Consider the following 21,623-nt stretch of genomic DNA (forward strand, 5'->3'; position numbering starts at 1 on the left):
AGATTTGTTAAGGTAAAAAGATGTTTAATTATAGTTTGGGAGTTTGTCTATCGGGAATTTTTAATTCTCAATTTTCGATTCTCAATTAAAAAAGGGTTATATGTTAAAGCATACGAAGATTGTTGCTACTGTTTCTGACCAGCGTTGCGAGGTCGAGTTTGTCGACGCGTTGTACAAGGCAGGAATGAATGTCGTGCGCCTCAATACGGCTCACATGGCGGAAGAGGGTTTGACCAGAGTCGTTAATAATGTCCGTGCAGTGTCTGATCGCATCGGAATTCTGATGGATACCAAAGGGCCGGAAGTGCGTACAACTACTGCACAGGCTCCTATCCCGTTTAAGACCGGGGAAATTGTTAAGATCATGGGAAACCCGGAAGGGGAGACTTCGCATGATTGCATTTGTGTCTCTTACCGGAATTTTGTCAATGACCTGGGTATTGGCAGCGATATCCTGATCGATGACGGAGACCTGGAATTGAAAGTAATCGATAAGAAAGACGATTTTCTGGTTTGCGAAGTGGAGAACGACGCAACTCTGGGAAGCCGCAAGAGCGTGAACGTGCCGGGGGTGCGTATCAACCTGCCTTCACTGACAGAGAAAGACCGTAAAAATATCATGTGGGCGATCGAGCACGATTTGGATTTCATCGCTCACTCTTTTGTTCGTAATAAGCAGGACGTAATGGATATCCAGCGTATCCTGGACGAACATAACAGCCCGATCAAGATTATCGCCAAGATCGAAAACCAGGAGGGCGTCGACAATATAGATGATATCCTCGAAGTCGCTTACGGTATCATGATTGCCCGCGGCGACTTAGGTATCGAAGTGCCGGCGGAAAAGATTCCGGGTATCCAGCGTACATTGATCCGCAGGTGTGTCGAAGTGAAGAAGCCGGTTATCGTGGCTACCCAGATGCTTCACTCCATGATCAACAACCCGCGTCCTACCCGTGCCGAAGTAACGGATATCGCCAATGCAATCTATTATCGCACGGATGCCTTGATGTTAAGCGGTGAAACAGCCTACGGGAAATATCCGCTCGAAGCTGTCCAGACGATGACGAAGGTAGCCCGCGAAGCGGAAAAGACAAAGCTCTCTGCCAATGACATCCGCGTCCCTATCGAAGGGAATGATCTGGATGTGACCTCTTTCCTGGCAAAACAGGCTGTAAAGTCGTCTTCCAAGCTGCATGTGAAAGCCATTATTACGGATAGCTATACCGGACGTACGGCACGTTACCTGGCTGCATTCCGCGGTACTTCCACCGTGTTTTCCATCTGCTACAATCCCCGTGTCATGCGTATGCTGTCCCTTTCTTACGGTGTCTGGGCCGTCCACCAGCCTTATAACGACAGTCGCCGCGGCTATTTCTACGATGCGCTGAACGAGCTGATCAAGAGCGGACGTATCACCCGTAACGATATGGTGGCTTACCTGAGCGGCAGCTTCGGCGAAGGTGGCGGTACGAGCTTCCTTGAAATCAATAACGTAGGGAAGGTTCTGGACGCCGGAAGCAAATACCAGTTACCGACGTTTAAGGAGTAAGACGTGACGATAGACGAATATATTCTTTCCCATAGTGACGAAGAAGGTACGCTGCTCTCGGCCCTGAACCGGGATGCGAATGTGAACCTGCTTCGTCCGCGTATGTTGTCGGGGCATCTGCAAGGGCGGATATTGAAGATGTTTTGCCGGATGCTTCGTCCCCGCCGCGTGCTTGAGATCGGGACGTATACGGGCTATGCGACTCTTTGTATGGCGGAAGGGCTGGAAGAGGGCGCTTTGATCCATACGATCGAGATCAACGACGAGATGGAGGACTTCATCATGAAATATCTGGAACAGTCGCCCCATCAGGATAAGATACAGGTGCATTTCGGCGATGCCCTCGAAATCATCCCGACGTTGGATGAAACCTTCGATCTTGTCTTTATCGATGCTGACAAGCGGCTTTATTCGGAATATTTCGACCTTGTTTTCCCGATGGTGCGCCCCGGTGGCTTGATCCTTGCCGACAACACCTTATGGGACGGTCATGTGGTAGAAGAGCATCCTACGGATAAACAAACACTCGGTATTCTTAGTTTTAATGATAAAATCAAAGAAGACCCGCGTATTGAAAAAGTTATCTTACCTTTGCGTGACGGCCTCACAATGATCTGGAAAAAATAAAAAAAGTAAGAATTTATGGAAAGTACAAGACTAAGTAAAATAGAGCGTCTCCTGCAAAAGGAGTTGAGTGATATCTTTCAGAAACAGACACAGGCTATGCATGGCATCCTGATCTCTGTCAGTGTGGTACGCGTAAGCCCGGACTTGAGTGTGGCGCGTGCTTACCTGAGTATCTTCCCGTCTGAAAAGTCGAAGGAGATGCTTGAGAATATCCGGGCGAATACGAAAGCCATCCGCTTTGACCTCGGACAGCGCATCCGGAAACAGGTTCGCAAGATTCCCGAACTGACTTTCTTTATCGACGACTCTCTGGATTATATCGAGAACATTGATAATCTGTTGAAAAAGTAAAAGATTACCGCGTTGAACTTCCCGTTTTATATAGCCCGGCGTTACCTTTTTTCGAAGAAATCCCACAATGCCATCAATATAATTTCGATGGTGTCTGTTTGTGGAGTGGTTGTCGCTACAATGGCCCTGGTATGTGCGCTGTCTGTCTTGAACGGGTTTGTCGGGCTGGTTTCTTCCATGCTCAGCAACTTCGATCCGGAGTTGAAGATTCAGCCTGTACATGGAAAGGTTTTTGATCCGACTCTTCCGGCTGTCCGGGAAGTGAAGGAGCTGCCTGAGGTTGCGTTGTTTTGTGAAGTGCTCCAGGATAATGCGCAGGTTCGCTACCGGGATCGTCAGATTACCGCTACTATTAAAGGTGTAGACGATACTTTCGGTAGCCTGACGCGAATAGACAGCATTTTAGTCGATAGCCGGGAGGATACCTTTGTCTTGTCCGATGAAGTGGCCAATTATGCCAATCTGGGTGTCGGAACGGCTTTCTCTTTGGGGGTGCGTCCTAATTATGCTGATCCCCTGGAAATTTATGCTCCCAAGAGGAATGAGAAAGTCAATCTTGCCAATCCTGTTGCCTCTTTGAATTTGGAATATGCCTTTGTTGGTGGCGTATATGCCACTAACCAGCAGATGTATGACGAAAATTTCATCCTGCTGCCTTTGCCGATGGTCCGCTCCCTGTTCAGTTATGAGAAGGAAGTCTCGGCGATAGAGTTGTCATTAGTCCCCGGTGCGGATATCAATTCGGTCAAGAACCGCATAAAATCGCTTTTAGGCGATAACTTTTCGGTCAAGGACCGCTATGAACAGCAGGAAGCCTCTTTCCGGATGATGCAGGGAGAGAAATGGATGATCTTTCTGATTCTGTGTTTTATCCTGATCCTGGCTCTGTTTAATGTGATCGGTTCGCTCTCCATGCTGATGATAGAAAAGAAAGAGGATGTCCGTACTTTACGGAATATGGGTGCGGACGACCGCCTGATTCGTCGTATCTTCCTTTTCGAAGGTTGGATGATTTCGGGACTCGGCGCTTTGATCGGTATCGTTATCGGCTTGGCTCTTTGTTTGTTGCAACAGGAATTAGGTATAATCAAATTAGGCCAGGCAGCCGGCTCCTTTATTATAGATGCTTATCCGGTCCGTGTCGAAGCCGGCGATATCCTCATTGTCTTTATAACTGTTCTCTCCATCGGCTTCCTTGCCGCCTGGTATCCTGTCCACTATCTGGGAAAGAAATGGCTCACCCGATAATTATTGGAAGATAAGATATTACAAAAAGATTAGAACAGATAAATCATCATTTATGATTCAAGTCTGCTAAAAGATGAGTCTGATAGACGCAAATATAATTTTGACGCGGATTTCGCGAATAACACGGATAAGAAATATGTATCAGGTGTTTAATTTGCCTTATCCGCTAAATCCGCGTCGAAAAATCCTGTTTATTTATTTTAATCTGCGTCTATCAGACTCAAACCTCGTGTGTGAAGTTGTCCCTATAGATGCCTGTCGCTTCCCGAAAAGGTCGGCATCGGTTGCCGGATAGATGCCTACCTTTTTGCTGCTACCCTATAGGCTTTTCCCGGATAGGCTAAAGGCTGTATTTTTTAGCCTATAACCTATATTTTATGGGACAAGAGCCAAGCCAAGCCAAGCCCTTATATGACAAAAACAGAAAACAGGGTTCACGGCGGTAAAAGGCTAATGGACAGTAATTTGTTGTGAAGGCTGTGAAACCTGTTTACGATCATCCAATCCTATCGATCGATCCCGCCTTTTTTTATCTTGCATTCACAGGGTTCACAGCAACATGCTGATCTATAGAGTCCTCCGAACAGTGTGAACCCTAATTAAATAAAACAACCAGGGGGTATTTAGAGGATAATCTAAGAAAAACCGAACCTATATTTTAGGCACGGATTTCACGGATTACACGGTTTAAATATGTTTTGAAAAAAACTTCTTGCCGTGTAATCCGTGAAATCCGTGCCTAAAATTGGTTCAAACCTAACCTCCGTTGAGTAAGTGACTGCATCACCCAATCACTGTTGAGCTAAATAAATTATCTCATTAGAAAGAATATTTGAACCTGTAAATGATGATTTATCAGCGAGCTAACAAACGAGGGTTGTCTCGTGACTGTAGGCTCTCTTTTGCCGTCTGCTTCAGCAGACGGATTAAAAAGATTTAGAGGCAAAGCCTCTTCCTCTGTGGACTTCAGTCCCTTTCATCTATTGAACAATCATCTATCCGTCTGCTGAAGCAGACGGCAAAAGAGAACCGGCGGCACAAGACGCTGCCTTGTCTGTTTGCTCACCCATAAATCAAGACTTTGATCAAAACTGGAATGAAAGAGATTCTCTCTTTTCTTATCCTCTCCGGAAGCTTTTATATCCTCTCTTTTAGGTGTATCAGTAATTCATTGGACGATGTTTCAAGAATCGTCATCTATCATTCCTTGTTTTGTCGGCTGGCAAAATAAGAAGTGCAAAGCGATACTTCCATCTATATCGTGTAGGGATCGATTTGGTTTATATATAATGTACGCACGTACATTAGGTTTTAGATATGTAGGGCTTAGGAGTCGTTCGTCTATAAATATCAGAGTTCGTCTTGTAAATATGCGTTTTCGTACGAGATAGCTTATGTTGTTGATAAGAAAGAATATAGAAAAGGAAAAAATATTAAGGAAAAGGATTGTCGGTTTAAAAGTTATGCGTATTTTTGCCAAAAGAAATTCGTACGCAATATAGATTGATTATAAAGTATTGGAAGCGTACATGTTATTTGATTGAACTTATTACACTTTAGTATTAATATTAAATTATTGGATTATGAACAAATTGTTTTCTACACTTTGTGCCGGTCTTGTGCTGGCAACTGTAGGGACTACTTCTGCTTCTGCTGTTAAGTTGAAGGCAGATGGTGCTTACAACGAAAAGTTGTATCAAATTGCGGTTGGGACGACAGGTGACTCTGTTGTTTATATGACTAATCGTACTGATGGCAACGACTCTTTGTATATAAAGAGTTTAACAGACCTTCCTGCAAATGAATTGTCAAACACATTGTGGTGTGTAGCTGTAACAAAGCCGGCTGCTCAAGGTCAATCTTACACTTTCGACTTTTTGAATAAGTCAACAGGCAAGAAATTAGCAGTGGATGTTGAATCTGTGCTTCAATTGACTGCAAATGCTTCCTCTACAACTGGTCTTCCTGTTGGAACAGAAGTTGATGGTTGGGCTTTCTCTATGACAGCTGGTGATCAGGAAATTGAAGAAGGTATGCCATTGTATTCTTATATTCCGGGAGCTGCTGATTCTTTGGCAGTTTTGGCATATAAACCTACAACAAGTCCTGATGCAAGAGTGGGCAGTTTGACTGATGGTCATATGACAGCTCTTACTTTTGCAGCAAATAATGCAGCAAAACCAAAAATGATTACTGATGGCTATATTTTTACAATTCAGGCTCCGAAGCGCCTTTCTCTGGATGCAAAAGCATTGCATACACTGTTAGGTTCTCGTGACTCTGCTGCTATTAACTTAGATTTTTATAAGAAACTTACCGGTGCTACTAAAGAAACTAAGGTAGACCCGACAAAAATTCTGAATAATATTTTTGCTCAGGATTTGGTTGCAAGAGATAGTCTCAGTGCTGGAGCACTTAGAGGTGTATTCTTGATGACGGCTGATAAAAGTGCTTATATTCGCGTAGATACAGCTTATCAGAATGCAAGTGGTACTGGCTTCCTGACACTTACGGATACAACAAGCGTAGCTTCTTTCGAAGCTTCTCAGGCTGCAGGTAAGGTCGGTAATTATTTGTTCCACTTTACTTATGCACCGGAAGGTGATAGCTTGTTTATCAAAGCTGATTCTGCAACATATAAGTTGGTAGGAGAAACTGCATTTGATCATATAACAGCTAATGCAGATTCAACTTACATTATTCTGCAGGATTTGGAAGCAGATAAAACTTGGGCTTTAACAGCAGGTTGGGATACTATCCGTACACGCATTGGTTTAGGTTTTGGTACTTGTGGTGAAGCTGTAGTTTCAAACCGTGTATCTGTTGAAAACAATGGTTTGTATACAATTAAAGATAAAGCAACAGGTAAATACTTCGCTTATCCTTTGTATGGAAACGGTGCGCAGCCTTTATGGGTTGAATTCGATGAAGAATCTCAACTTGCAGAACATATGCCTGCTTATCAATGGATTATTCAGAAGTCATATGCTACTGGTGATTTAGCTAAGACTTCACGTTTCACTATTGAAAACCGTGAATATGATGGAAATACAATTTCTGTTCAGTTGTATAAGGATGCAGATGGTAAGATTTATGCTAATAGCACAGGCTTTGAAGGTACAGACTTGGAAATTGTAGAAATTGATAAGGAAACATATCCAGAAGCATACAATAATCCTTATTTGGGATACAAATATTTAGATCAGGCAGTTATTCAGTATAATGTGAATAAATATAAATTTAAATATTTCCATCCGTATGCTTTGGATGATAATGCTCGTTACCTGTCTGTAGGTGAAAAAACAGACTCTTTGTTATATGCTAAGAGCTATAAAGCTGGTGCAAGTGCATTTGAATTGAAATCTTCTGGTGTAGCACGTAACTATGGTGTTACTGTTGGAACTGCAAATACAGATCCTTATAAGAAAATTGGTATTGTTCAGTTGAAGAGAGCTGTTTACACTATTGCACAGGGTACTGCTGTAATGGATTCTATCACTAACAAAAAATATGCAATGGCTAATGGTGTTGCTGTAGCTGATAGCTTCTATTTCAAAGAAAACAACCATTATGATGGTGCTGATTATTATGCAATATTGAAAGCCGTAGAAGAAACTTCAGGTCAGGTTCTTCCGAAGTATTCTAAAGCAGGTGTTTCTGATGACAACACAAATTCACCGGTAGGTGTACAGGAATTGACAACAGAAAGAACTTCTGCATTTGCAATCAGTCTGGATGATACTCCTCTTTACCGTCGTTTCAACAATGCTAATATCGACGAAGTTGAAACAGGTGTTGATAGCTTGATTTTCTTCGAAAGATATCGTAAAGAATATCTGATGGATGAAACAAACGATAACTTCTTGAATGAAACTGTTGATTATCTGGGTATCTGGAGCAAGGATAAAGCTGATGGTAAACTTGCATTTGTAGTTGATACAGCTTGGGTTGTTCGTGGTATTGGTAATGGTATCAAACCGCAGTATTTGATCTCTGTAAATCGTGGTGATTTCGGTGGTAAAGTTGCTGAACCTTGTCATGAAACAACTGGCCATATTACTGCTGATGGTAAACCGACAAACGATCCGTATGCTTGTAAACATGCTCATGCTGCAATTCCTGCATTCGATAGAGGTAAATATCTGGTAAGCTTCGCAGACTCTGTTGCAAAATATGGTAAGGGTGCAGAAAAAGCTCTTCCGTATCTGGATGCTGACAAGGCTTACACACGTGTAGGTTTCGTTGAAGCAATTAAGAAGGGTGACAGCTTGTATGTATTACCTGCTGAATACAAAGCTCTTGCTAACGACGCAATTGATTTCGCAGTTCTGGAAAAAGAAAATGAAGCATTGGTTAATGCTGGTAAGTTGCCGTTCATTATCGCATTGGATAACGATAACCATAAGAATGTAACTTGGTCATTCCGTTATGTATATCCTGATAAGGCTGCAGAAGCAACTGAAGAAGGTGCTGATAACTCATTCTTGATCGAATCTATGAATTACGATGGTAAGGAAATCGCTCCTGATACAGCTGCTTGGTTGAAGAACCAGAACGGTTGCTTGGTATTGACAAATGAAAAATCAACATTTGCAAATGCTATCACAGGTGGTGACCCTGCATTGAGATTCAATATCGACCGTAAGGGTGCTGATGATAACTATGCTACAGACAACGAAGAAATCGCAACATCTGAAGTTGCTGTTATCGCTGGTGAAGGTCAGGTAAGAATCGCTAACGCTGAAGGCAAGAAAGTTGTTATCACTAACATCTTAGGCCAGACAGTTGCTAACACAGTTATCACTTCAAGCGACGCTGTAATCGCTGCTCCTCAGGGTGTAGTTGTAGTAGCTGTTGAAGGCGAAGAAGCTGTTAAAGCTATCGTTAAATAATTCGATGCATTTATAATTAAATAATTCAACTGCTCCTCTTCTCGTGAGAAAAGAGGGCAGAAAACAAACAAGCCTTTCCGGTAGAAATATCGGAGAGGCTTTTTGTGCATATATATGAGTGTTATGGTTGGGGATATTTAAAGATATCGGGGAGGCTTATCTTCCGGAGAATGCGATATTTGAAAACGATCCTGTATAATTGTCCAAATACACGATTCTGACAGGGTTTGAGGTCGCCATAATATAAGTATTTTTCTGACCTGTTGAAAACTTTTTGTTACTTTTCTCTTATATTTCTTGGCGGTTAAATTAGGAAATGTGTACTTTTACCCTCCAATAGGGTGATGTATGTGCTAATCAACCAACTACAGGCCCTTATTTTAAGGAAAAGTTTAACATGAAGTAGCGAAGAAATGGAAGAAAAAGAAGTCTGTTATCATGTGCCGGTAATGCTTCATGAAAGTTTGGAAGGACTGGACATTCAATCCTCCGGGGTATATGTCGATGTAACCTTCGGTGGAGGGGGACATTCGAAGGAGATATTGAATCGTTTGGGAAGCGAAGGGAAACTTTATGGATTTGATCAGGATGCCGATGCAGAGAAAAACATTCCGGCAGATTCACGCTTTGTATTTGTCCGCAGTAATTTTCGTTACTTATATAACTTCATGCGCTATCATGGTGTAGCGGGTGAGGTCGATGGTTTGTTGGCAGACTTAGGCGTTTCTTCCCATCATTTTGATGATAAGGACCGCGGGTTTTCTTTCCGTTTCGACGGAGCGTTGGATATGAGAATGAATACCCGGGCTGGACAAACGGCTGCGGATATTGTCAACACATATACCGAAGAACAATTGGCCGACCTGTTCTATCTTTACGGAGAACTCAGAGTGGCGCGCAAGCTGGCATCCGTGCTGGTTCGTAGCCGGGAGACAAAAAAGGTAGAAACGATCGGAGACTTTTTGGAGGTGATAAAGCCCTTTACGGGAAAAGACAAAGAGAAGAAATTCCTGGCTCAGGTATTTCAGGCACTCCGTATCGAGGTGAACGATGAGATGCGTGCCTTGCGCGAAATGTTGCAGCAGACGCTGCAAGTGCTGAAACCCGGTGGTCGCCTGGTGGTTATCACCTATCATTCTTTGGAAGACCGGTTGGTGAAGAACTTCCTGAAGACGGGTAACTTTGAAGGGAAGACGGAGCAGGATTTCTTTGGAAACATCAAATCCCCGTTCCGTTTGGTTAACAATAAGGTGATTGTCCCGTCGGACGAGGAGATCGAACGCAACCCCCGTTCCCGGAGTGCAAAATTAAGAATTGCGGAGTTGCTATAAATATGGATGCAGGAAAACAACAAAAGAAAAGGAAGAAGGAGAATCGTTTTTCTTTTTTGTACATATTGGGGGGTGGAATCCTGAAGGAAGATTTCATTGTCAAGCATACGAAAATGATCGTGCTCGTTGTCATGCTGATATTCATATTTATCGGTAACCGGTACGTCTGCATGCAACGGCTTCGGGAGATCGACCGTTTGCAACAACAACTGCGCGACGTGCGTTTCGAGGCACTGTCTATTTCTTCGGAACTGACAGGCAACAGCCGCCAGTCGCAGATCGAGCTATTGATAGAAGAACAGGGTATAGAATTGGAAGCGGCAAAGAACCCGCCTTATGAATTGTATAAGTAAAGATGGCTGAAGAGATCGAATCAAAAGAACAAGCTCCTAAGAGTAACCGGATTTTATTCTGTTACTTCTTTATCGTGTTGTTGCTCGGATTGGTAGCAATAGGCATCTTGGTGCGAGCTTGTGATACGGCTTTTGTGGAAAGGGAGACCTGGATGAAGGTGGCCGAAAGCCAGAAGCGTCCGAATCGCCTGATCTATCCCAGCCGTGGAAATATCTATTCTTCCGACGGCAAGCTGATGGCGACCAGTGTGCCTTGTTTTTATCTGTATATCGATTTCAACGCAGACTGTTATACCCATCCGACCAAGAAGTGGAACAGCCTGGATACGCTTCTGAAAAGTAAACATAACGGGATCGATTCCCTTTCTTTTTACCTTTCCCGCAAATTGAAAGACAGGACACCTGCCGGATATAAGAATTACCTGCTGAATGGATTGAAGAAGAAAAGCCGCCAGTTCCCTGTTTGCAGCGGTAAAGTTTCCTATTCCGATTTGAAGGAAATAAAGAAATTCCCGTTCTTCCGCTTGGGACGGTTCAAGAGCGGTTTCTATACGCGCGAAATGGTGGAACGGCAGAAGCCGTTCGGAACCTTGGCATCCCGTACGATCGGCGACACGTTCCGCGATATCGACCCGAAGACCGGATTGACCAAAGGAAAGAACGGTCTGGAATTACAATACGACACTTTGCTTCACGGTGTAGCCGGCCTCAATTCCGTGCGCCGTCTCGGTGGGGGATGGACGAATGTCGTAGAGATCGATCCGGTGGAAGGAATGGATATCCGCACGACGATCGATATCAATATCCAGGATATTGCCGAGAAGTCGTTGCTCGACATGCTGAAAAAGATCGATGCCGCATCGGGTACGGCTGTCGTTATGGAAGTAGCGACAGGCGAGGTGAAAGCCATTACCAATATGGGGCGTATTCGTGAAGGCGTTTACGGCGAGGACACCAACCATGCCGTAGCGGACGAAACGGAACCCGGCTCGACCTTTAAAGTCGCATCCATTATGGTGGCACTTGAAGACGGTGTCTGCCAACCCGGTGATACGGTCGATGTCGGCAACGGTATTTATATGTATAAAGGAGCCCGCATGACGGACCATAATAATAATAGAGGCGGTTACGGTCGCATCTCGGTGGAACAGGCTATTTGGTATTCTTCCAATATCGGGGTTGCCAAGACGATCCTGAAAGGATATGAAAAGAATCCGACTAAATATGTGGAAGGGCTTTACCGTCTTGGTCTGAACGAAGACCTGCATCTGGAGATCCCCGGCGCCGGTCGTGCTAAAATCCGCCGGCCGGATGATACGGTACGCTACTGGTCGAAGACTGCTCTGCCGTGGATGTCTTTCGGATATGAGACCCAGATCCCGCCGATCTATACGCTTGCTTTCTATAATGCGATTGCCAATAACGGCAAGATGGTGCGTCCGATCTTTACAAAAGAAATCATGCACAACGGCAAGACCGTGCAGAGTTTCTCTACCGAAGTGATCCGGGAATCCATCTGTTCGGAACGCACGCTGAATATCATTAAGGATATGTTGTTAGGCGTAGTGGAGAAAGGAACCGGTAAAGCCGTCCATTCCGACTTTGTCCGTATTGCCGGTAAGACCGGTACGGCTCAGATCGCTTCGGGAGGCGTTTACCGCCAGGCAGGACACCAGGTTGCCTTCTGCGGCTATTTCCCTGCCGACGAACCGAAATATTCCTGTATCGTTGTGATCCGCCAGCCGCGCAACGGCTATCCTTCGGGTGGTACGATGTCCGGCGGCGTAGTGAAGGCGATAGCCGAGAAGGTATATGCCAGCCACATGTCTTTCGATATCCGCGATATGGAGAAAGATTCATTGGCCGTAGCGTTGCCGCAACCGAAAGCCGGTGAACGGGATGCACTTGAATATGTTTTGAACAAACTCGATATAGAGGCCGATAACGACAGTATCGAAACCAAATGGGTGACGGCTAAGCGTGAAGACGGCAGGGAAGATGTGAAACTGAAAGATATCCCTATCCGGGAAGGATTGGTGCCGAATGTAGTCGGCATGGGAGCGAAAGACGCCGTTTTCCTGTTGGAAAGCGCCGGATTACAGGCTTCGTTGAATGGTATGGGGCGTGTATCTTCTCAATCCATATCTCCCGGTTCACGGGTTTCGAAAGGACAAACCGTTTCATTAACATTAAAATAGGCTATGGAACTAAAAGAACTTATTCATCCGTTGGAAATGCTTGAGGTCATCGGGAACACAGATGTGGAGATCTCAGGCATTCAGTCTGATTCCCGTAAAGTGGAAGAAGGCTTTTTGTTTGTGGCGGTTCGGGGAACGACCGTAGACGGTCATGCTTATATCCAAAGCGCGATCGACAAAGGTGCTGCCGCTATCGTCTGCGAGGAAATCCCTGCCTATTCGGATGAAAACATACAGGCATCGGAAGGCAAACCGGTGCTTATCCGGGTGAAAGATTCGGCGGATGCTTTAGGTAAATTGCTCTCCGCCTGGTATGAGAATCCTTCGGATAACCTGATACTGGTGGGAGTGACCGGAACAAACGGAAAGACAACGATTGCGACGCTCCTGTACGAAATGTTCCGGAAGATGGGACATAAAGTGGGGCTGCTCTCTACCGTCTGCAACTATATCGATGGCGAAGCGATCCCGACCGACCATACGACGCCTGACCCTGTCACCCTCCATAGCCTGATGGCCCGGATGGTGGAGGCCGGTTGCGAGTATGCCTTTATGGAGGTCAGTTCGCATTCGATCGACCAGAAGCGTATCAGTGGCCTGTCGTTCAACGGAGGTATCTTTACCAACCTGACGCGCGACCATCTGGATTATCATAAAACAGTCGAGAATTACCTGAAAGCCAAGAAGAAATTCTTCGATGACTTGCCCGCTTCGGCTTTTGCACTTACGAATGCAGACGATAAAGCCGGACTCGTCATGTTGCAGAACACGGCTGCTAAGAAGCTGACTTATTCGCTTCGTACGCTGGCTGATTTCAAAGGAAAGATATTGGAATCCCATTTCGAAGGAACTGAAATGCTGGTTAACGGGCGTGAGGTGATGACGCGCTTTGTCGGTCGTTTCAATGCCTATAACCTGTTGGCGGTGTATGGAGCAGCTGTCTCTTTGGGCAAAGATCCGGAAGAAGTGTTGGTCGTATTGAGCGATCTGCATTCGGTTTCCGGCCGCTTCCAGACGATCCAGTCTCCGTCGGGATATACGGCAATCGTGGACTATGCCCATACGCCTGACGCATTGACGAACGTGCTCAACAGCATCCATGAGGTGCTGGACGGCAATGGCCGTGTGATTACAGTCGTAGGCTGTGGCGGCAACCGCGACAAGGGAAAGCGTCCGATCATGGCGAAGGAAGCAGCCAAGTTGAGTGATCAGTTGATCCTCACCTCCGACAATCCCCGTTTCGAGGAACCGGATGAGATCATTAAAGATATGGTTGCCGGCCTGAATGCAGCCGATATGGAACGTACGCTCTGCATCACGGACCGTACGCAGGCGATCAAAACAGCTACCATGCTGGCAAAGAAAGGCGACGTGATCCTGGTAGCCGGCAAAGGCCATGAAGATTACCAGGAAGTAAAAGGCGTGAAGCACCATTTTGACGATCGGGAACAGTTAAAAGAAATATTTAAGAGTTGAAAGGTGAAAGGTGAAAGTTGAAAGTTATATTCAGCAGTATTTAACTTTCAACTTTCAACTCTCAACTTTCAACTGAAAAACGAAGTTTTTATGTTGTATTATTTGTTTAATTATTTGGATCAGCTCGATTTTCCTGGGGCCGGTATGTTCAAGTATGTATCATTCCGTTCCGCCCTGGCATTGATCCTGTCCTTGTTCATCTCGACGGCTATCGGACGCCGTATCATCGACAAGCTGCAAATGTTGCAGATCGGCGAGACGGTGCGTAACCTCGGCCTGGAAGGGCAGATGAGTAAGAAAGGGACGCCGACGATGGGAGGTATCATCATTATCATTGCGATTGTGGTGCCGACCTTGCTCTGCGCGAAGCTGACCAATATCTATGTGATCCTGATGCTGGTGACGACCATCTGGTTAGGGGCGTTGGGATTTGCCGACGACTATATCAAAGTGTTCCGGAAGAACAAGGAAGGCATGCACGGCAAGTTCAAGATTATCGGACAGATCGGTCTGGGGCTGATCGTCGGCCTGGTGCTTTTTATGAGTCCGGATGTGGTGATCAAGGAGAACATGGAAGTACGGCATGGCGATGTGATCGAGGAAGTGCGCTTTCATACGGTCGAAAAGAAGTCGACCAAGACAACGATCCCGTTTGTGAAGAACAACAATTTCGATTATGCGCAGTTGGTCGACTGGGCAGGCGAATATAAGGAAGAGGCAGCCTGGCTGGTCTTCGTCCTGATGGTGATCTTCGTGGTAACGGCGGTGTCGAACGGGGCGAACCTGACGGACGGCCTGGACGGTCTGGCGGCGGGAAGCTCGGCGATTATCGGGGTGGCGCTCGGAATACTTGCGTATATGTCGTCGCACTTCGAGTTTGCTTCCTTCCTGAACATCATGTTCATTCCGGGAGCGGAAGAACTGGTGGTGTTTGCGGCTGCCTTTATCGGGGCGACGGTCGGATTCCTGTGGTACAACGCTTATCCGGCACAGGTGTTTATGGGAGATACGGGGAGCTTGACGCTGGGCGGCATCATCGCCGTGTTCGCGATCATTATCCGGAAGGAATTACTGATCCCGATCCTGTGCGGCATCTTCTTAGTAGAGAATCTCTCTGTCCTTATGCAGACGTTCTATTTCAAATATACGAAGAAGAAATACGGTGAGGGACGGCGTATCTTCAAGATGGCTCCCCTTCATCATCATTTCCAGAAAGCCGGAAATGCGGGAATACAGGCTTTGATACAGAAACCTTTTAACGTGGTCCCCGAATCGAAGATCGTGGTCCGGTTCTGGTTGATCGGTATCATCCTGGCGGTTATTACGATTGTAACACTGAAGATGAGATAAATAAAACAAAGTTTTTATGAAGAGGATTGTTATCTTAGGGGCCGGTGAAAGCGGCGCAGGTGCTGCCGTGCTGGCGAAGGCGAAAGGATTCGATGTATTCGTTTCCGATTTCTCGTCTGTCAAACCCAAGTATAAGGATATGCTGGATGCCCGTGGAATCCGTTGGGAAGAGGGCCGGCATACCGAAGCCGACATCCTGAATGCCGACGAGATTATCAAGAGTCCGGGGATTCCCGACAAGGCTCCCATCATAAAGAAACTGAAGGAGAAAGGTACGCCTATCATCTCCGAAATCGAATTTGCCGGACGGTATACGGACGCCAAGATGATCTGTATCACCGGAAGCAACGGCAAGACGACGACGACCATGCTCACCTACCACATCCTCCGGCAGGCGGGAGTGGACGCAGGGCTTGCCGGGAACGTCGGGAACAGCCTCGCCCTTCAGGTGGCTGAAGATCCTCACGCCGTCTACGTGATCGAACTGAGTAGTTTCCAGCTCGACAACATGTACGACTTTAAGGCGGACATCGCTATCTTGTTGAATATAACGCCCGACCATCTGGATCGTTATAACTACGAGATGCAGAACTATGTGGATGCCAAATTCCGCATTATCCGGAACCAGACGGCCGAAGATGCTTTCATATTCTGGAACGACGATCCCATCATTGCCCGCGAAATCGCCAAACGCCATCCGCAGGCAACTCTCTACCCGTTCGCCGAAACTCACGAAGCCGGCGTAAAGGGCTATACGGAAGACAAAAAGATAATAATTGAAACCTCAAACGGAACGTTTACAATGGAACAAGATTTATTGGCATTATCGGGAACGCATAATCTGTATAATTCGCTGGCTTCTGGTATCGCATCCAAACTGGTGGATATCCACGACGAGAATTTACGAGCTTCGCTGAGCGACTTTACCGGGGTGGAACACCGCCTTGAGAAAGTGGCACGTGTGCGCGGAGTCGATTACATCAACGACTCGAAAGCAACGAATGTAAACTCCTGCTGGTACGCCTTGCAGAGCATGACCACTCCGCTGGTCCTGATACTCGGCGGAACGGATAAGGGAAATGATTATTCCGAAATCGAAGAGCTGGTGAAGAAAAAGGTGCACGCCCTCGTATTCCTCGGTGTGGACAATGCCAAGCTGCACGGTTTCTTCGACGGGAAAGTTCCCGCGATCGAAGATGCCCGTTCGATGGAAGAAGCCGTATCGAAAGCGTATAAACTGGCCGAAAAGGGAGATACCGTCTTGTTGTCACCCTGCTGCGCCAGCTTCGACCTCTTCAAGAGCTATGAGGATCGCGGCGACCAGTTCAAAGCTTGTGTGCGGAATCTCTGAACCTGTTCCCGTGCGAGGCATGCACGCGGTAAGGTGCGAGGGGTGCACGCGGTAAGGCGGGCTACCCTCATATAAATACGATAAATTGGAAAAAGAATAAGTAGATGGATTTAGCAAGCAAACTGTTCAAAGGCGACCGGGTGATATGGATTATATTCATGTTCCTGTGCCTGATTTCGGCGGTCGAGGTTTTCAGTGCGACCAGTACGATCGCTTATAAGAGCGTGACGCATTGGGAACCGATTGCGCGGCATGCAACATTCATGCTGGGCGGTTTTGTGCTCGTATTGTTGATGCACAATCTGCCGTGCAGGTTTTACACGTTGCTGAGCGTCGCGCTTCCTGTCTCGGTGTTCTTGTTGATCCTCACGTTTTTTATCGGGGTTGAAATAAACGGGGAGAAACGTTGGCTGAATATATTGGGGTTCACCTTCCAGCCGTCCGAGATAGCCAAGATAGCCCTGGTCGGCTATACCGCTTTCATCATGAGCAAAAGGAACTGGTTTACGGACAAGCAGATGTTTTGGTGGATTCAAGGCGGTGCGGCTGTTGTTTGCGGCCTGATCTTTTTCACGAACGGATCGACGGCTATCCTTCTCTTCTCCATCGTGCAGATGATGATGTTCTTCGGTCAGATTTCGATTGTCCGCCTGGCGAAATGTTGGGGGATATTGATTGCTGCCGTCGTCTTGATGTTGCTATTGCTGTGGAAGATGCCTGATAGCGTGATGGAATATATGCCGGAGCGTGTGCATACATGGAAAGCCCGTATCGAACGTTTCTTTGATCCGGCTCCTCCGGTGAAGATAGAACCGGGAAAGACGATCCATATCGATGGCGACGACTACCAGGTAGTCCATGCCAAGATAGCTCTTGCCAGTGGCGGCGTCTGGGGGAAGTTTCCCGGTCACGGCCAGCAACGCGACTTCTTGCCGCAGGCCTATTCTGATTTTATCTATGCCATTATCATTGAAGAAATGGGGATTGCAGGCGGGATCTTTGTCCTCTTCCTCTATATAGCCCTGCTTGTCAGGGTGGGGATGATCGCCCGTAAATGTGACAAGCTCTTTCCGAAGTTCCTGGTCTTGGGATGCGGGCTGCTGCTTGTCGTCCAGGCTTTGACGAACATGGCGGTGGCGGTAGACCTGATACCGGTGACCGGACAACCTTTGCCGTTGGTCAGCCGGGGTGGCACGTCGACCGTCATCTCGTGCGCTTATATCGGCATCATCCTTAGCATAAGCCGTTTCGGAGCCAATATGGGAAATGAGGAAGAAACACCGGAAGAAGGAGAAGCCGTTGCCGTTGCCGAGGGCGGTACGCCGCCGGAAGGCGGGCTGATCGCGGATGCAACCCTCGATACCACTTCGGGCAAACCGCTCGAAGCGACCGCAGAAGCCCCCGTGAGTGAAGAGAACCCGTTGGAGGCCGTGCGGACAGTAGAAGAAACAACAACAGAAACTAAAATATGAAACAGTACCGAATCATCGTAAGCGGCGGTGGGACCGGAGGGCATATCTTCCCGGCTATCTCCATTGCCAATACCTTCAGGAAACGTTTTCCGGAGGCGGAAATACTGTTTGTGGGAGCTGATGACCGGATGGAGATGGAGAAAGTGCCCGCTGCCGGTTACCGCATCGTGGGGTTGCCGGTAAGCGGTTTCGACCGTGCCCACCTGGCTAATAACATCCGTGTCGCAGGCCGCCTGCTCAAAAGCCTCCGGCTTGCCAAAAAGACGATACGCGAGTTCAAACCTGATATTGCCGTAGGCGTAGGCGGTTATGCCAGCGGTCCGACGCTTTGGATGGCTGCCTCCTTAGGTATTCCTACCCTGATACAGGAGCAGAATTCCTATGCAGGTGTCACGAATAAGCTCTTGGCAAAGAAAGCCGGCAAAATATGCGTTGCCTACGAAGGCATGGAGAAGTTCTTCCCCTCCGACCGGATCGTCGTGACCGGCAATCCGGTTCGCCAAGATCTGGAAGAGGCGTTGGATAAGCGTGCGGAAGCCTTGAAGTTCTTCGGCCTCTCCCCGGATAAGAAGACGATCCTGGTGGTCGGCGGTAGCTTGGGAGCCCGGACGATCAACCGCAGCATACAGGGCGATCTGGATAAACTCTTCGCTTCGGATGTCGACGTACAGGTGATCTGGCAAACCGGACGCTATTACCATGAAGAAGCCTTGAAACATCTGAAGGCTTACAGGGGGATGCCGGTCTGGTGCTCGGACTTCATCACCCGCATGGACTATGCCTATGCGGCGGCTGATCTGATTATCTCCCGTGCAGGCGCCAGTTCCATATCCGAACTCTGCCTGCTGAAGAAACCGGTGATCTTAGTCCCTTCCCCCAATGTGGCGGAAGACCATCAGACGAAGAATGCCCTGGCATTAGCGGGTAAAGATGCCGCTATCATGGTGGCCGACAAAGATGCCGAACAGCAATTGGTTCCGAAGGCCCTCGAAATCATCCACGACGACGAACGCCTCCGTACCTTGAGTCGTAACATCGCGACACTGGCCCATCACCAGAGCGCCGAACGCATCGTGGACGAGATCGTCAGGATTATCGAAAAGAAAAACCTATGACTTTTTGCCGGAAAAGCTATAGCCTTTTGATAAAAAAGTTATAGTCTTTTGCAAGAAAAGCTATAGCCTTTTCTGAAGAAGATGCCGTTCTTTTATGGCAAATGCGGCGGGAAGATCGTATCTTTGTAACAAAGAATAGTAACGAATAAGAAGATATGGATATAAACAACATAACGGCTGTCTATTTTGTCGGAGCCGGCGGGATCGGGATGAGTGCCCTGATCCGCTATTTCCTTTCGAAGGGAAAGCAGGTGGCCGGTTACGACAAGACCCCTTCCGGTCTGACGGAGCAGTTGAACTATGAAGGAGCCGTCATTCACTATGAAGACAATGTAGACCTGATCCCCGACGACTTTACCGATCCGGCAAAGACGCTGGTCGTCTATACCCCTGCCGTTTCCGAAGACCATTCGGAACTTTGTTATTTCAGGGGGAATGGTTTCGAAGTGATGAAGCGTGCCCGTGTATTAGGAGAGATCACCGGCTGCAACCGGGGACTGTGTGTGGCCGGTACGCATGGCAAGACAACGACCTCCTCGATGGTCGCCCACCTGCTGAAACAGTCTCATGTGGATTGCAATGCTTTCTTAGGCGGTATCCTGAAGAACTACGACAGCAACCTGATGCTTTCCGATAAGAGTGATCTGACCGTGATAGAAGCGGACGAGTTCGACCGTTCCTTCCATTGGTTGAAGCCCTATATGGCCGTTATTACGGCAGCCGATCCCGATCACCTGGATATCTACGGAACCCCGGAAGCCTACCGTGAAAGTTTCGAACATTTCACCTCGCTGATCCGCCCGGACGGTTGCCTGATCATGAAACAAGGCATCAACGTCACGCCCCGCCTGCAAGAAGGCGTGAAGTTTTATACTTATACCGGCGCCCTCGACGCAAAAGAACTTTCAACTCTCAACTCTCAACTCTCCACTTTCTATGCCGAGAATGTCCGCATCGGAGGTGGCGAGATCTTCTTCGACTTCGTCGGTCCCGATATCCGCATCCCCGATATACAGTTGGGCGTGCCCGTGAAAGTAAATGTCGAGAACGGAGTCGCCGCTATCGCCCTCGCCTGGCTGAACGGTGTGACACCGGAGGAGATCAAGCACGGTATGGCGACCTTTGCCGGTCCGCGCCGCCGCTTCGACTTCCATCTCAAGAAAGAAAATATCGTCCTGATCGACGACTACGCCCACCATCCTGCCGAACTGAAGGCAAGCATCCTTTCCGTGAAGGAGCTTTATGCCGGACGCAAGGTGACCGGTATCTTCCAGCCGCATCTCTACACCCGTACGCGTGACTTTGCCGCCGACTTTGCCGCCAGCCTCTCGCTCCTGGATGAACTGATACTGTTGGACATCTACCCGGCACGCGAGGAACCGATACCGGGCGTCACCTCACAGATCATCTTCGATGCCGTGACCATCGCCGACAAACGGTTGGTCCGCAAGGAAGAACTGTTGGACGTGGTGGCAGCCGAAGCCGGCAAGCTCGAAGTCGTCCTGATGGTCGGAGCCGGCAATATTGAACTGCTGGTAGAACCTGTAAAACAAATATTGGATAAAAAAGAATAAATCGTGATCCGTATCGTCTCCATAATCGTTGCAACACTGTTGTTCTGTTACATCGTGTTTGTCTCCTTCTTCTTTCGGGAAAGCAGGCAGAAGGAGTTGTGCCGTGACCTGCAGGTAGTGGTCGTGGACAGCCTCGACAAACATTTTGTGAGCGAGAACGACCTGGTGTATATCCTCAAGAAGGCAGACTTGAACCCGATCAAGAAGCCGATGGACGAGGTCAACACCGACCGGATTGAAAACGAACTGCTGAAAAACGAAATGATTGCCCGTGTGGAAGCCTACAAGACTCCTTCCGGCATGGTTAAATTGGAAGTAGAGCAAAAAATCCCTATCTTGCGTGTGATAAGTCCGCGAGGCAACTATTATGTGGATAATTTGGGAAGCACGATGCCTGTCAGCCGCCGTTATGTGGCACACGTTCCGGTTGTGAGCGGATATGTGGAAAAAGAGCTGGCGGTAACCGACTTATACAAATTTGCATTATTTTTGCAGGAGAATGATTTCTGGAATAATCAGATAGAACAGATTTACGTTCATCCTGATAACGAGGTGGAGCTGATCCCGCGGGTCGGTAACCACCGTATCGTGCTGGGTTCCTTTGCCGATTTCAAGGAGAAGCTGGACAATCTCCGGCTCTTCTACGAGAAAGCGATCCCGAAGGTGGGATGGGAGAAATACAGCATTATCAGTTTAAAATATAAGGATCAGATTGTTTGTACTAAAAGATAGA

General features: G+C 47.4%; 15 protein-coding genes. All 15 read left to right on the forward strand.

Going from position 1 to position 21,623, the window contains the following annotated elements:
- Positions 1 to 100: 100 nt before the first annotated feature.
- The 15 genes from pyk to H8S65_RS08800 all read left to right on the forward strand — a co-directional run bounded on the left by pyk (position 101) and on the right by H8S65_RS08800 (position 21,622).
- Positions 101 to 1,552, forward strand: coding sequence for a pyruvate kinase (pyk, locus tag H8S65_RS08730; protein ID WP_186929607.1), 1,452 nt, complete (start codon positions 101 to 103; stop codon positions 1,550 to 1,552).
- 3 nt (positions 1,553 to 1,555) lie between these two features.
- Complete coding sequence (locus tag H8S65_RS08735) at positions 1,556 to 2,179, forward strand: O-methyltransferase (protein WP_186929608.1); 624 nt, start codon at positions 1,556 to 1,558, stop codon at positions 2,177 to 2,179.
- A gap of 15 nt (positions 2,180 to 2,194) precedes the next feature.
- Positions 2,195 to 2,530 carry a 30S ribosome-binding factor RbfA gene (gene rbfA / locus H8S65_RS08740; protein WP_186929609.1) on the forward strand — a complete coding sequence of 112 codons (336 nt, stop codon included), beginning with the start codon at positions 2,195 to 2,197 and terminating at the stop codon, positions 2,528 to 2,530.
- Between the two features lie 12 nt (positions 2,531 to 2,542).
- Complete coding sequence (locus tag H8S65_RS08745; protein WP_186929610.1) at positions 2,543 to 3,778, forward strand: FtsX-like permease family protein; 1,236 nt, start codon at positions 2,543 to 2,545, stop codon at positions 3,776 to 3,778.
- 1,583 nt (positions 3,779 to 5,361) lie between these two features.
- Entirely contained in the window at positions 5,362 to 8,670 is a 3,309-nt protein-coding gene (locus H8S65_RS08750; RefSeq protein WP_186929611.1) for a DUF6383 domain-containing protein, read from the forward strand.
- A 413-nt stretch (positions 8,671 to 9,083) separates the two neighbouring features.
- Positions 9,084 to 10,001 carry a 16S rRNA (cytosine(1402)-N(4))-methyltransferase RsmH gene (rsmH, locus tag H8S65_RS08755; protein ID WP_186929612.1) on the forward strand — a complete coding sequence of 306 codons (918 nt, stop codon included), beginning with the start codon at positions 9,084 to 9,086 and terminating at the stop codon, positions 9,999 to 10,001.
- A 2-nt stretch (positions 10,002 to 10,003) separates the two neighbouring features.
- Positions 10,004 to 10,354 (forward strand): FtsL-like putative cell division protein, encoded by a 351-nt coding sequence (locus tag H8S65_RS08760; RefSeq protein ID WP_186929613.1) that lies wholly within the window; start codon positions 10,004 to 10,006, stop codon positions 10,352 to 10,354.
- A gap of 2 nt (positions 10,355 to 10,356) precedes the next feature.
- Entirely contained in the window at positions 10,357 to 12,552 is a 2,196-nt protein-coding gene (locus H8S65_RS08765) for a penicillin-binding protein (RefSeq protein ID WP_186929614.1), read from the forward strand.
- 3 nt (positions 12,553 to 12,555) lie between these two features.
- Positions 12,556 to 14,028 (forward strand): UDP-N-acetylmuramoyl-L-alanyl-D-glutamate--2,6-diaminopimelate ligase, encoded by a 1,473-nt coding sequence (locus H8S65_RS08770; protein ID WP_186929615.1) that lies wholly within the window; start codon positions 12,556 to 12,558, stop codon positions 14,026 to 14,028.
- 90 nt (positions 14,029 to 14,118) lie between these two features.
- Entirely contained in the window at positions 14,119 to 15,378 is a 1,260-nt protein-coding gene (gene mraY / locus H8S65_RS08775; RefSeq protein ID WP_186929616.1) for a phospho-N-acetylmuramoyl-pentapeptide-transferase, read from the forward strand.
- Between the two features lie 16 nt (positions 15,379 to 15,394).
- Entirely contained in the window at positions 15,395 to 16,729 is a 1,335-nt protein-coding gene (gene murD / locus H8S65_RS08780; protein ID WP_186929617.1) for a UDP-N-acetylmuramoyl-L-alanine--D-glutamate ligase, read from the forward strand.
- Positions 16,730 to 16,833: 104 nt separating this feature from the next.
- Complete coding sequence (locus tag H8S65_RS08785) at positions 16,834 to 18,201, forward strand: FtsW/RodA/SpoVE family cell cycle protein (protein ID WP_186929618.1); 1,368 nt, start codon at positions 16,834 to 16,836, stop codon at positions 18,199 to 18,201.
- Positions 18,198 to 19,316 carry an undecaprenyldiphospho-muramoylpentapeptide beta-N-acetylglucosaminyltransferase gene (gene murG, locus H8S65_RS08790; RefSeq protein WP_186929619.1) on the forward strand — a complete coding sequence of 373 codons (1,119 nt, stop codon included), beginning with the start codon at positions 18,198 to 18,200 and terminating at the stop codon, positions 19,314 to 19,316. Before H8S65_RS08785 ends, murG begins: the two co-directional genes overlap by 4 nt.
- Positions 19,317 to 19,471: 155 nt before the next feature.
- On the forward strand, positions 19,472 to 20,890 hold the full coding sequence (gene murC, locus H8S65_RS08795) for a UDP-N-acetylmuramate--L-alanine ligase (protein WP_186929620.1): 1,419 nt from the start codon (positions 19,472 to 19,474) through the stop codon (positions 20,888 to 20,890).
- 3 nt (positions 20,891 to 20,893) lie between these two features.
- Positions 20,894 to 21,622 carry a cell division protein FtsQ/DivIB gene (locus tag H8S65_RS08800; protein ID WP_186929621.1) on the forward strand — a complete coding sequence of 243 codons (729 nt, stop codon included), beginning with the start codon at positions 20,894 to 20,896 and terminating at the stop codon, positions 21,620 to 21,622.
- Position 21,623: the final 1 nt, after the last annotated feature.

This window comes from Parabacteroides hominis, assembly GCF_014287585.1.
Lineage (GTDB): Bacteria > Bacteroidota > Bacteroidia > Bacteroidales > Tannerellaceae > Parabacteroides > Parabacteroides hominis.